This window comes from Martinezella rhizogenes (assembly GCF_027460065.1).
Classification (GTDB): Bacteria; Pseudomonadota; Alphaproteobacteria; order Rhizobiales; family Rhizobiaceae; genus Agrobacterium; species Agrobacterium rhizogenes_C.
In genome coordinates, this window is sequence record NZ_JAPYZZ010000007.1 from 184,573 (window position 1) to 197,460 (window position 12,888).

10 protein-coding genes are annotated in these 12,888 nt (G+C 58.7%); all 10 read right to left on the bottom strand.

Going from position 1 to position 12,888, the window contains the following annotated elements; genetic code table 11:
• Positions 1–372: 372 nt before the first annotated feature.
• The gene (locus O8B93_RS13225) at positions 373–1,056 is read right to left on the bottom strand and encodes an ABC transporter ATP-binding protein (protein ID WP_269710443.1); all 684 of its coding nucleotides are present in this window, start codon (positions 1,054–1,056) and stop codon (positions 373–375) included.
• A gap of 15 nt (positions 1,057–1,071) precedes the next feature.
• Positions 1,072–2,379, bottom strand: a complete 1,308-nt coding sequence (locus O8B93_RS13230) for a lipoprotein-releasing ABC transporter permease subunit (protein ID WP_269710444.1) — start codon at positions 2,377–2,379, stop codon at positions 1,072–1,074.
• 127 nt (positions 2,380–2,506) lie between these two features.
• Positions 2,507–3,829: a proline--tRNA ligase gene (gene proS, locus O8B93_RS13235; protein WP_269710445.1), complete on the bottom strand. Its 1,323-nt coding sequence runs from the start codon at positions 3,827–3,829 to the stop codon at positions 2,507–2,509.
• 666 nt (positions 3,830–4,495) lie between these two features.
• Positions 4,496–4,765: a DUF1467 family protein gene (locus O8B93_RS13240; protein WP_010971518.1), complete on the bottom strand. Its 270-nt coding sequence runs from the start codon at positions 4,763–4,765 to the stop codon at positions 4,496–4,498.
• A gap of 176 nt (positions 4,766–4,941) precedes the next feature.
• Positions 4,942–6,609: a ribonuclease J gene (locus O8B93_RS13245; RefSeq protein ID WP_269710446.1), complete on the bottom strand. Its 1,668-nt coding sequence runs from the start codon at positions 6,607–6,609 to the stop codon at positions 4,942–4,944.
• A 204-nt stretch (positions 6,610–6,813) separates the two neighbouring features.
• Positions 6,814–7,554: a biotin--[acetyl-CoA-carboxylase] ligase gene (locus O8B93_RS13250; protein WP_269710447.1), complete on the bottom strand. Its 741-nt coding sequence runs from the start codon at positions 7,552–7,554 to the stop codon at positions 6,814–6,816.
• Positions 7,555–7,580: 26 nt separating this feature from the next.
• A complete protein-coding gene (nuoN, locus tag O8B93_RS13255) occupies positions 7,581–9,023 on the bottom strand; it encodes an NADH-quinone oxidoreductase subunit NuoN (protein WP_269710448.1) in 1,443 nt (480 codons plus the stop codon).
• 18 nt (positions 9,024–9,041) lie between these two features.
• Positions 9,042–10,553 carry an NADH-quinone oxidoreductase subunit M gene (locus O8B93_RS13260; protein ID WP_269710449.1) on the bottom strand — a complete coding sequence of 504 codons (1,512 nt, stop codon included), beginning with the start codon at positions 10,551–10,553 and terminating at the stop codon, positions 9,042–9,044.
• Entirely contained in the window at positions 10,553–12,550 is a 1,998-nt protein-coding gene (nuoL, locus tag O8B93_RS13265) for an NADH-quinone oxidoreductase subunit L (protein ID WP_269710450.1), read from the bottom strand. Before nuoL ends, O8B93_RS13260 begins: the two co-directional genes overlap by 1 nt.
• A gap of 7 nt (positions 12,551–12,557) precedes the next feature.
• Positions 12,558–12,866, bottom strand: a complete 309-nt coding sequence (gene nuoK / locus O8B93_RS13270) for an NADH-quinone oxidoreductase subunit NuoK (RefSeq protein WP_003521516.1) — start codon at positions 12,864–12,866, stop codon at positions 12,558–12,560.
• Positions 12,867–12,888 lie beyond the last annotated feature (22 nt).

The window sequence follows — 12,888 nt, forward strand, 5'->3', positions numbered from 1 at the left end:
TTTCCGGCGCTCAATGTCCACCATTTTGCGGCATCCATACAGGCTTCTGCGCCGGTGTCTTCTTCACAGGGCGGTGAGGATCACCGAAAAGCTGGCAACAAAGACAGCGATGGAAGCGAAAGCGGCAACGTCACGGATGAAATCAGTCATTGGTCTCTCCTTACTCGTTATGTTCCAACTTTGTTCTCATTTTGTTCGATTGTCAACAGGGTTCTACTGATATTCCTATTGCTAATGTTCGAGAATCGCCTTCGGTTCCGTCCGAGCGAATGGCAAGCCGCTGACTCCAAAGCAAAAAAGCCCGGAGGTGAAGACACCGCCGGGCCTGGGAAAAAATCAAATGCGAGGATAACTTTCGCGCGGTAAACCGCGTCAGAAATCGACGATCTTGCCGTCGGCGAGCGTCACGCGGCGATCCATGCGGTTGGCAAGGTCGTGATTATGTGTGGCGATCAGCGCCGCGAGGCCGGATTGACGAACCAGTGCCTCCAGCGCATCGAAAACATAATGCGCGGTCTCCGGATCGAGATTGCCGGTCGGTTCGTCGGCCAGCAGCAGCAGCGGCGCATTGGCGACGGCGCGCGCAATGGCGACACGCTGCTGTTCACCGCCGGAGAGTTCGGCCGGACGGTGCTCACCGCGATGGCCTACCCGCATATAATCGAGCAGCGCGCTTGCTCGCTTGCGTGCCTCCGCCTGCGTGAGACCGGCGATGAGTTGCGGCATCATCACATTTTCCACCGCGGAGAATTCCGGCAGGAGGTGGTGGAACTGATAAACGAAACCGATGTCGCTGCGGCGGATCGCGGTGCGCGCTTCATCCGGCAGGCTGTTGCAGGGCGCACCGTTGATGAAGACCTCGCCGGCATCGGGATGTTCGAGAAGCCCCGCCAGATGCAGCAGAGTGGACTTGCCGGTGCCCGAAGGGGCGACCAGCGCCACCATCTCACCGCTCTTCAATTCAAAATCGGCCTTGCGCAGAATGGAAAGCGATGTCTCGCCCTGACCATAGGTTCTCTCGACACCGGTAAGCCGCAGCACTGTTTTTTTTGCCATATTGCGAAGCGGTCCTTATTCGTAACGCAGGGCCTGCACCGGATCGAGCTTGGAAGCCCGCCAGGCCGGGAAGATCGTTGCCAGGAAAGAAAGCGTGAGCGCCATGATGACGACGGTGATGGTCTCGCTCAAATCCATTTCGGCCGGCAGCTGGCTTAGGAAATAGAGCTGCGGATCAAACAGCACCGTGCCCGATACCCAGGAAAAGAACTGCCGGATTGACTCCACGTTGAGGCAGACAAGGACGCCGAGTGCGACGCCGGCAAAGGTGCCGACCGTACCGATGGCGGCCCCCGTCATGAAGAAGATGCGCATCACCGCGCCCGAGCTTGCGCCCATGGTGCGCAGGATGGCGATATCGCTGCCCTTGTCCTTCACCAGCATGATGAGACCTGAGATGATGTTAAGCGCCGCCACCAGCACGATGAGGGTGAGGATCATGAACATCACGTTTCTTTCCACCTGCAGGGCGGAGAAGAAGGTCTGGTTCCGCTGTCTCCAATCGGTGATATAGACCTGCCGTTCGGCGGCCTGTTCCACCAGCGGCCGGATGCCATCGACATCATCAGGCCGGCTGACGTAAAGCTCGATCGACTGCACGATGCCATCGGCATTGAAATAAAGCTGGGCTTCGGACAGCGGCATGTAGATCATGGACGCGTCATATTCCGACATGCCGATCTCGAAGACACCTGAGATCTTGTAGGATTTGACGCGCGGATTGACGCCCATCGGCGTCACGTCGCCTTCCGGGGAAATCAGCGTGATATCGTCGCCGGCTGTCACGCCCAGCTGGGCGGCGAGCCGTGAACCGACGAGAACGCCATCACCCGCCATGAAGCCGACGAGGTCGCCGGTCTTGATGTTGGTCGCGACTTCCTTGACCTTGTCGATATCTTCCTGGCGCACGCCGCGCACCAGCGCGCCGGAGCCCGCGCCGCCGCGGCCGGAGGCAAGCGTCTGGCCCTCCACCAGCGGCAACGCCATGGTGACGCCGGGAACAGCGGCGAATTTCTTCGCCAGCTCATCGTAATTGTTGAAGGGCTGGTCGATCGGCTGCACGATCATATGGCCGTTAATGCCGAGAATGCGGGAAATCAATTCGGTGCGGAAACCATTCATGACGGCCATGACGATGATCAGCGTCGCCACACCGAGCATGATGCCGACGAAAGAAAAACCGGCGATGACGGAAATGAACGCTTCCTTGCGCCGCGACCGCAGATAGCGCCATGCCACCATGCGTTCAAATGCGGAAAAAGGCCGGGCGGTCCTTTCCCGGGCGGAAGGAGCCGCACCCTTGTCAGCATCGGCTTTTGCCATGTCGTCTCCCTGATCTCAATTTGCAGGATCGGCCTTTTCCAAAGATCGGTCCCAATCGTAGCGACGCCTGCGCCATAAAACCGGAGCGGTCTTCGCATGAAGGCCGCTCCCATCTTTCCCTTTGCGCTCAGCCAAGCGCCTTGTTCATTGCCGCCTCGATTGTGACGGTTTCACGTTCACCGGTCTTGCGATCCTTCACTTCCACTTCGCCGTTCGCAACGGAACGCGGGCCGACGATGATCTGCACCGGCACACCGATCAGATCGGCTGTGGCGAATTTCTGGCCTGCACGATCGTCCGTATCGTCATAGAGAACATCCTTGCCGGCGTTGGAGAGCTGGTAATACAGCTTCTCACAAGCCGCATCGCAGGCCGCATCGCCAGCCTTCATGTTGATGATCACGACATCGAAAGGAGCGACTGAGGCCGGCCAGATGATTCCGTTCTCATCATGCGATGCTTCAATGATGGCGGGAACAAGGCGTGTCGGCCCAATGCCATAGGAACCCATGTGGACAGGGTGTTCCTTGCCATCCTTGCCCTGCACTTTCGCGCCCATCGGCTCGGAATATTTGGTGCCGAAATAGAAGATGTGGCCAACCTCGATGCCGCGCGCGGAAAGGCGCTCGCCTTCGGGAATGGCGTCGTAGGCGGGTTCGTCATGCATTTCTGACGTCGCGGCGTAATCGGCCGTCCACTCGTCGAACACGCTCTGCAGCGCCGCGACATCGTCGAAATCGGTGCTTTCGGCCGGAATGGCGCGGTCAAGGAAGCTCTTGTGGCAGAAGACTTCGGATTCGCCGGTATCGGCCAGAATGATGAATTCATGGCTGTGGTTGCCGCCGATCGGGCCGGTATCGGCGCGCATCGGAATGGCGCGCAGGCCAAGACGCTCGAAGGTACGCAAATAGGCCACGAACATCTTATTATAGGAATGAATCGCGTCTTCCTTGGTCAGGTCGAAGGAATAGGCGTCCTTCATCAGAAACTCGCGCGAGCGCATGGTGCCGAAACGGGGACGCACCTCGTCGCGGAACTTCAGCTGGATGTGATAGAGGTTCAGCGGCAGGTTCTTGTAGGACTTCACATAGGAACGGAAGATGTCGGTGATCATCTCCTCATTGGTGGGGCCGTAGAGCATCTGGCGGTCCTGGCGGTCCTTGATGCGCAGCATTTCCTTGCCGTAGTCATCGTAACGACCGCTTTCCTGCCAGAGTTCGGCCGTCTGCAGCGTCGGCATCAGAAGCTCGATGGCGCCGGCCCGGTTCTGCTCCTCACGGATGATCTTGTTGACCTTGTCCAGCACGCGCTTGCCAAGCGGCAGCCAGGAATAGATGCCAGCCGATTGCTGCCGGATCATGCCGGCGCGCAGCATGAGGCGGTGAGAAACAATCTCGGCTTCCTTGGGGTTTTCCTTAAGGATGGGCAGGAAATAACGGCTAAGACGCATGACGGCTTCCATTGATACGGACGATAGCGACCAAAGGCGCGGGAATCGCCCCGAATAGAGGGATATTGGCGCCGGATATAGCCGTTTCCCGCCAAGAAGAAAACCCGGCATGAAAAGAGTGATAAAGGCCATTTCAAGGTATTTTCGCGATAGCTAATTCGCGTCAAAACGCTTTGGCCGGAATAATATTCTTGATTGGGTGCGACATAATGCACCACAGAGAATTTTTTGCCGACTGTAACAAATATGCAAAAAATGAGATGACAAGCATGGGGGTTTGGGCTAGCTTTAGCTTACAAAAGAGGCAGGAAGTTTAAATTCTTGTCATTTTCGCGGTCAGTCTTGGGAGGATCAGATCTTAGGCGCGCTCGTCGCTGCCCCGGCAACGGTTACAGATCACGCGAAAACTGAAAAACAAGGCTGAAATGCCTTGTTTTTTTTTGCTTTTACGCACGGCCCCTGCTCCCTGCCATTATTCCGGTAAGAATACGGCGATGAATCACGCAAGCGGCCACGTTGCTGCTGTGTGCACGATAGATATGACATCCATATGACATGGCCTCAGCCAGGTTTGCCGGAAATTGCCACATGCATGGGCAGAGACTTCGGGTTGCTGTGAGGCTGAGTGCGCAGATGCAGGCGGGGCCGACATCGTTAGCGCTTTTGTCAGTCGAAAACCGGGATAATTCGCGGCAGGTCATCAAGGCTGAAGCCGAACCACCAGGTTGCGCCGTACCAAAGCCCACAGATCAGCGCCGAGATCAGGGTCGTCCACAGAACGATCCGCCCGCCCTTGAATGTGGTTGGCGCGCTGGCGACTGTGCCCAGTGCCACATCACCTTCCTCGTCCTGAGTGCGCAGGCCGATCGGAAGCACGATGAAAAGCACCGTCCACCAGACGATGAAATAAACGGCGAAGACCGAAAGAAGCGGCATGTGATCCTCCTGCACAATGCGTCCTTGTAACGTATTCATCGGCGAACCGGAATCAATTCTCGGCAAGAAGTGCAAAAAGCCACAAAGAAACAAAGAGGGCCGCACTTTTCGGCACGGCCCCTTGATTCAAGGAAACGGCGAAGGAGGATGCGTAGCTCCCACCCTTACCTCCCGGTTCAAACCTTCGTTACGAAAACCGTCACGATCGGCTTCTTGCCCCAGCTCTGGTTGGCGGCTGCGCGCACAGCGCGGCGCACCGCTTCACGCAGCAGTTCCAGATCCTTACGGCGCGCGCGCGGAATGCTTTCGACGGCGCCGAGCACGGCGTCATAAAGCGTGTCCTCCATCGCCTCGTCCTCGTCATCGAATTCCGGCAGGCCGAAAGGCACGACATCGGGATCGCCGAGGAAGTCGTAACGGCTGTCCAGCACGACATTGACGGCGACATGGCCGGCAAAGGAGAGCTTGCGGCGATTGCCGATGCCCATCTCGTCCATGTCACCGACGAGATTGCCATCCTTGAAGACGCGGCCATGCGGCACGTCATCGATAACCTCGGCCGGGCCTGGAGCAAGGCGCAGAACATTGCCGTTGCGCACCTTCGGCACCTGGGAAATACCTGCCTGCTCGGCCAGCTCCTTCTGCGCCACCAGATGCGCCGCTTCGCCATGAACAGGCACGACGATCTGCGGCTTCGTCCACTCGTACATCCGCAGAAGCTCGTTGCGGCGCGGATGGCCGGATACATGCACCAGAGCTTCATTGTCGGTCACGATATGAACGCCCTGTTCGATCAGGCCGTTCTTGATCTCGATGATCGCCTTTTCGTTTCCGGGAATGGCACGCGAGGAAAAGACGACGGTATCTCCCGAAGCGAGCGCCACATTGCGCATCTCGTCGCGGGAAAGCTTGGCGAGCGCTGCGCGCGGTTCGCCCTGCGAACCGGTCAGGATCAGCACCACGCGGTCGCGCGGAATATAACCATATTCGTCTTCGGCGAGGAACGGCTTGATGCCTTCCATGATGCCGAGATCCTGCGAGACATTCACGACCCGCTTCAGCGAGGAGCCGAGCAGCAAAACCTCGCGGCCGGCCGCTTCCGCCGCCTGCGCAATCGAGCGGATGCGCCCGACATTGGAGGAGAAGGTGGTGACCGCCACGCGGCCTTCGGCACTTTCGATGATCTGGCGCAGGCCTTCAGAAACCTCATGTTCGGAGGGCGACACGCCGTCGCGCAGCGAGTTAGTGCTGTCGCACATCAGCGCCAGCACGCCCTCTTCACCGATGGCGCGGAAACGCGCCTCATCCGTCAACGGCCCAAGCGACGGGGCCTCGTCGATCTTCCAGTCGCCGGTATGTATGACATTGCCGAGTGGCGTCCGAATGACCAGCGACATCGGCTCCGGAATAGAGTGGTTGACGCCAACAGCTTCGATTTCGAACGGACCGACATTGATGCGGTCGCCGGCCTTGAAGATCGTCACCGGAATTTCGGCACGGGTGCCCTCATAGGCGCGCTTGGCTTCCAGCATGCCGGCCGTGAAAGGCGAGGCATAGACCGGCACATTGAGGCCGGGCCAGAGATCGTTCAGCGCACCATAATGGTCCTCATGGGCGTGGGTGATGATGATGCCCTTGAGGTTCTTCTTCTGCTCGGCGATATAACTGATATCAGGCAGCACCAGATCGACGCCCGGCAGGTCGGGGCCGGCGAAGGTCACGCCGCAATCCACCATGATCCATTCGCGCTTGCTTGCCGGCCCATAGCCGTAAAGCGCCAGATTCATGCCGATTTCACCCACGCCGCCAAGCGGCACAAAGACCAGTTCGTCCTGTTTAGCCATTGTTTTTCTTATCCATTCACGAAAGCGCTCAGGCGTCGGCAATTTGCCGCGCCCGCCGCCTCTATCCAGCATCGGACCTGTTGAACCATCTGATCGACCGGGCCGATGCGGAACCGGTTTGTCACCCTGCATTTCATGAGCCGCAGGAAAGCTCCAACCTAAGGGATCCGGTTCGGCGCGGGTTCCTGGGCCGCACCGTTCACCTCATCCGAAAAACACGTCGCCGGCGGCGATGGAGCGCCTTGCGCCCTCGTCTTCATCCAGCAGCAGATAACCATTATCATCAATCCCGACAAAACGCCCGCCAATCGAACGGTCCGGGAAATTGACGGTGATATGTTCGCCAATCCCGCAGGCAGCGGCCCGCCAGCCGGCTATTACGCCGGCAACACCCCTGCCCTCGTCCCAGTCCCGCAGCACATCAGCCGTCGCGCGGAAGAGATGGGCGAAGAGCTCGTCGGGCGAGCAGGACGCACCATGTTCGGAGAGCATGGTGACGGGATAAAGCGGATTGTCGGGCTTATGGGCGATGTTGATGCCGATGCCGATGACGATGGCGCGCCGACCGTGGGGCAGCAACTCCGCTTCCATCAGAATACCGCAGGTCTTGCGACGACCGATCAGCACGTCATTCGGCCATTTGATCTCAAGCGCTTCACCACCCGTCGGCAGCACCGCACGAATGGCGCGATAGACAGCGAGCGCAAAAGCGAGCGGCAGGGAGCCGATGCGCTCCATCGGCGCGGGATCGATCAGAAGAAGCGAGGCGTAGAGATTGCCGGGTTCAGAAACCCAGGGCCGGCCGCGACGGCCGCGACCGCCGGTCTGGCGGATGGCGGTAACCCACAGGTTGCCGCCATCACCCGCCCGTGCCCGGGCGAAACATTCCAGATTGGTCGATGGCGTCTCCGCCATCGCTTCGTGCCGGAAATCATCAATGGACATCCGACCCGTATGCTTGTCTGTGCTGCTCAAAAGAAAGTCTTCGCCGCAGCGGTTACCGCGTTGCCGAGCGCACCGCCAAAGACGATGAAGGCGACAACGAACAGGGCCGAAAGCGCATAAACGACTTTCAGTTCGCCGGCCGGACGTTCGAACTTGTCCTTGGCCTCATCGAACCACATGACCTTGACGACGCGAATATAATAATAAGCGCCGACAACCGAACCGATCACACCGATGATGGCGAGCGGATAAAGCTTTGCTTCAATGGCGGCGAGGAAGACATAATACTTGCCGAAGAAGCCGGCGAGCGGCGGAATACCGGCAAGCGAGAACATCAGGATCGTCAGCACAACCGCCATGAAGGGGTTGGAGGACGAAAGACCGGCGAGATCCTCGACAGTCTCGACATTGCCGATTTCCTTGCGGCGCATGGAGAGAATGCAGGCGAAGGTGCCGAGCGTCATGACCATATAGATGGTCATGTAGAGGATGACGCCCGAAATGCCAGCCTGCGTGCCGGCGGCAAGACCGACCAGCGCATAACCCATGTGACCGATGGAGGAATAGGCCATCAGGCGCTTGATGTTCTTCTGGCCGATTGCGGCAAAGGAGCCGAGCAGCATGGAGGCGATGGAGATGAAGACGACGATCTGCTGCCAGTCTGCGAAGACCGGCTGGAACGCTTCAACGACGATGCGCACGAGGATCGCCATGGCGCCGATCTTCGGTGCAGCCGACAGGAAGGCCGTAACCGGGGTCGGCGCGCCTTCATAAACATCAGGTGTCCACATGTGAAACGGCACGGCGGAAATCTTGAATGCGAGACCGGCGAGAACGAAGACCAGACCGAAGACGAGGCCGAGCGAGCGGGTTTCCGATGCCAGAACCTGGGCGATTTCGGCAAAGCCGGTGTTGCCGGTGAAGCCGTAGACCAGCGACATGCCGTAAAGCAGCATGCCGGAGGAGAGCGCGCCGAGAACGAAGTACTTCAGGCCCGCTTCCGTGGAGCGCAGGCTTTCGCGGTTGATGGCGCAGACGACGTAGAGCGCCAGCGACTGCAGTTCCAGCGCCATATAGAGCGAGATCATGTTGTTGGCCGAGATCATCAGCAGGATGCCCAGCGTCGCGAGCACCAGCAGCACCGGATATTCGAAGCGGCCGATCGGCTCGAAGCGGCCCTGTCCGACGGCAAGGATCATGGCGGTGATGGAGCCGATCAGCGCCAGCACCTTCATGAAGTTACCGAAGGCATCGGCGATGTAGACACCGCCGAAGGCAACGCCCGATGCGGGGGCGAAAATGATCCAGAGACCGACGACGAGCAGGAGGGCAACGGCGAGGCCGGTTACCGTCGTTGTCGACTTGTCGCCCGAGAAGACGCCAATCATGAGCAGCGCCAGCGCGCCGACCGCAAGGATCAGCTCGGGCGTCGCGATGTGCAGACTGGCAAAAAGGATTTCAGCGGTCATGTCCAACGGGTCCTGTCGTCAATTCATAGAGAGCGCAACATTTTGCGCCGCCTGCAATGCAGCCGAATAGTTGTTTACCAGAAGATCGACCGATGCGGCTGTCGCATCGAACACCGGCGCCGGATAGACACCAAAGAAGATCGTCAGCGCAACCAGCGGATAAAGGATGACCTTTTCGCGGGTTGACAGATCGAGCATCGATTTCAGGCTTTCCTTCTCGAGCGCGCCGAAGATCACGCGGCGGTAAAGCCACAGCGCATAGGCGGCCGAGAGGATGACGCCGGTTGCCGCAAACAGTGCGACCAGCGTGTTGGCGCGGAAGACGCCGATCAGCGTCAGGAATTCACCGACGAAGCCTGACGTGCCGGGCAGACCGACATTGGCCATGGTGAAGATCATGAAGGCGACGGCATATTTCGGCATATTGTTGACTAGGCCGCCATAGGCCGCGATTTCGCGGGTATGGAGACGGTCATAGACAACGCCGACGCAGAGGAAGAGCGCGCCAGACACGATGCCGTGCGACAGCATCTGGAAGATCGCGCCCTGCACGCCCTGCACATTGGCGGCGAAAATGCCCATGGTCACGTAACCCATGTGGGCGACGGATGAATAGGCGATCAGCTTCTTGATGTCGTCCTGCATCATCGCCACCAGCGAGGTGTAGATGATGGCAAGAACCGACAGCGTGAAGACGAAGGGTGCGAAATAGTCAGACGCCAGCGGGAACATCGACAGCGAGAAGCGGATGAAACCGTAACCGCCGAGCTTAAGCATGACGCCGGCAAGAATGACGGAGCCAGCGGTCGGCGCCTGAACGTGGGCGTCCGGCAGCCAGGTATGCACCGGCCACATCGGCATCTTCACCGAGAAGGCGGCAAAACAGGCAAGCCAGAGCCAGGTCTGCATGCCGGCCGGGAAGCCGTATTTCAGCAGTTCGGTCATGTCGGTCGTACCGGACTGCCAGTACATCGCCATGATGGCGAGCATGGTCAGAACCGAGCCGAGCAGCGTGTAGAGGAAGAACTTGTAGGAGGCGTAAACGCGATCCTTGCCACCCCAGACGCCGATGATGATGAACATCGGGATCAGCGTCGCTTCGAAGAAGACGTAGAAGAGAACGGTATCCAGCGCCACGAAAACGCCGATCATGACGACTTCCAGCAGCAGGAAGGCGATCATGTATTCCTTGATGCGCTTCTCGATCGAATCCCAGCTTGCCAGCACGCAGAAAGGCATGAGGAAAGTGGTGAGGATGACGAACAGCATGGAGATGCCGTCGACGCCGAGATGATAGGCGGCGATGTTGCCGAACCATTGATGCTTCTCGACCATCTGGAAACCGGGGTTCGAATTGTCGAAACCGATCCAGACGAACAGCGACACGATAAACGTGAAGACGGTCGTCAGCAGCGAGACGTTGAGAATGTTGCGGCGACCATAAGGGCCGTTCTCATTTGTCAGAAGCAGGAGCACCACGCCGACGAGCGGCAGAAAGGTGACCGTTGAAAGAATGGGCCAATCGGTCATCAGAGGGCACTCCCGAGCATCATCCAGGTGACAAGCGCCGCGATGCCGATCAGCATCGCAAAGGCATAATGATAGAGGTAACCGGATTGCAGGCGGACCATGCGGTTGGTCACGTCAACCACACGCGCTGCAATGCCGTTCGGTCCATAATGGTCGATGACGGCGACGTCACCCTTCTTCCACAGGAAGCGACCAAGCGCCTTTGCGGAACGCACGAAGAGGAAATCGTAGAGTTCATCGAAGTACCACTTGTTCAGAAGGAACTGGTAGAGGCCGCGATGGGTCGCTGCCAGACGCTTCGGCGTATCCGGCGACTTGATGTACATGTACCAGGCGGTCACGAAACCAAGCGCCATGGCGAAGAACGGGCTCCACTTGACCCACAGCGGCACGTGGTGGAATTCCTCAAGGATTTCATTTTCCGGAAGCGTAAAGAGAGCGCCCTTCCAGAATTCGGCATATTCCTCACCGAAGAAATGACCTTCGAACAGGACACCGGCGAAGATCGCGCCAACCGTCAGGATGAAAAGCGGGATCAGCATGACCATCGGCGATTCATGCACATGGTGCATGACGTCGGCGGAAGCGCGCGGCTTACCGAAGAACGTCATGAAAGCCAGACGCCAGGAATAGAAGCTGGTGAACAGCGCGGCGATGACCAGGAGCGTGAAGGCGAAACCGGACAGAACCGAATGGGACGCGTAAGCGGATTCGATGATGACGTCCTTCGAGAAGAAGCCGGCAAAACCGATCATCGTGCCCGGGATACCAACGCCGGTCAGCGCCAGCGTGCCAACGGTCATGGTCCAGAAGGTGATGGGGATATGCTTGCGCAGGCCACCCATGTAACGCATGTCCTGCTCGCCATCGACGGCATGGATGACCGAGCCGGCGCATAGGAACAGCAGGGCCTTGAAGAAGGCGTGCGTGAACAGGTGGAACACCGCCGCGCCATAAGCGCCGACGCCGAGCGCCACGAACATGTAGCCGAGCTGCGAGCAGGTCGAATAGGCGATAACACGCTTGATGTCGTTCTGCACGAGGCCGACGGTTGCCGCGAAGAAGGCGGTGATCGCGCCGATCAGCGTCACGACGGTGAGCGCATCATGCGACAGTTCAAACAGCGGCGACATGCGGGCGACGAGGAAGACACCGGCGGTAACCATGGTTGCGGCGTGAATGAGGGCCGAAACCGGCGTCGGGCCTTCCATCGCGTCCGGCAGCCAGGTGTGCAGCAGGAACTGCGCCGACTTACCCATGGCGCCCATGAAGAGCAGCAGGCAGACACCCGTCATCGCATTGGCCTTGTCCAGATGCATACCGAACAGGTTGATGACCGTGTCAGTGGAAGCAGCGCCTTCAGCCGGCAGATAGGTCGCAGCGGCGGCGAAGATCGTTTCGAAATTGATCGAGCCGAACAGCACGAACACGCCGCCAATGCCGAGGATGAAGCCGAAGTCACCGACGCGGTTGACGATGAAGGCTTTCATCGCAGCGGCCGATGCGGACGGCTTCTTGAACCAGAAGCCGATCAACAGATAGGACGCCAGACCCACGCCTTCCCAGCCGAAGAACATCTGCAGCAGATTGTCGGAAGTCACCAGCATCAGCATGGCGAAGGTGAAGAGCGACAGATAGGCAAAGAAGCGCGGACGATGCGGATCGTGGTGCATGTATCCGATCGAATAAAGGTGCACGAGCGTCGAGACCGTGTTGACCACGACGAACATGACGGCCGTCAGCGTATCGATGCGGAAAGCCCATTCGACGTCAATGCCGCCGGACTGGATCCAGCGCAGAACAGTAACCTTGATCACCTCGCCCGGCTCACCATGGGCGAGCGCCACGGTGAAGAAGACGATCCACGACAGTATGGCGACCACGATCATCAGACCGGTGGTGACATATTCCGACGCCTTGGCGCCGATCGAGCGGCCGAACAGGCCGGCGATCAGGAAGCCGATCAGTGGAAGAAAGACGATAGCCTTGTAGATCATAGCCTTATCAGCCCTTCATCATATTGACGTCTTCGACGGCGATCGATCCGCGGTTGCGGTAGAAGACAACGAGTATTGCAAGACCGATGGCCGCTTCGGCAGCTGCGACGGTCAGAATGAACAAAGCAAAGACCTGGCCGACGATATCGTTCAGGAAGGCCGAGAAGGCCACCATGTTGATGTTGACCGCCAAGAGGATGAGTTCGATCGACATGAGGATGACGATGACGTTCTTCCGGTTGAGGAAGATGCCGAACACGCCGATCGTGAAGAGGATGGCGCTGACCGTCAGGTAGTGGGAAAGACCGATTTCCATATTCTGTTTCCTTGGATCCGTT

Coding starts and splice junctions, on each gene's coding strand:
- O8B93_RS13225 (WP_269710443.1), bottom strand. CDS start 1,056: ATGGCAAAAAAAACAGTGCTGCGGCTTACCGGTGTCGAGAGAACCTAT.
- O8B93_RS13230 (WP_269710444.1), bottom strand. CDS start 2,379: ATGGCAAAAGCCGATGCTGACAAGGGTGCGGCTCCTTCCGCCCGGGAA.
- proS (WP_269710445.1), bottom strand. CDS start 3,829: ATGCGTCTTAGCCGTTATTTCCTGCCCATCCTTAAGGAAAACCCCAAG.
- O8B93_RS13240 (WP_010971518.1), bottom strand. CDS start 4,765: ATGCCGCTTCTTTCGGTCTTCGCCGTTTATTTCATCGTCTGGTGGACG.
- O8B93_RS13245 (WP_269710446.1), bottom strand. CDS start 6,609: ATGGCTAAACAGGACGAACTGGTCTTTGTGCCGCTTGGCGGCGTGGGT.
- O8B93_RS13250 (WP_269710447.1), bottom strand. CDS start 7,554: ATGTCCATTGATGATTTCCGGCACGAAGCGATGGCGGAGACGCCATCG.
- nuoN (WP_269710448.1), bottom strand. CDS start 9,023: ATGACCGCTGAAATCCTTTTTGCCAGTCTGCACATCGCGACGCCCGAG.
- O8B93_RS13260 (WP_269710449.1), bottom strand. CDS start 10,553: ATGACCGATTGGCCCATTCTTTCAACGGTCACCTTTCTGCCGCTCGTC.
- nuoL (WP_269710450.1), bottom strand. CDS start 12,550: ATGATCTACAAGGCTATCGTCTTTCTTCCACTGATCGGCTTCCTGATC.
- nuoK (WP_003521516.1), bottom strand. CDS start 12,866: ATGGAAATCGGTCTTTCCCACTACCTGACGGTCAGCGCCATCCTCTTC.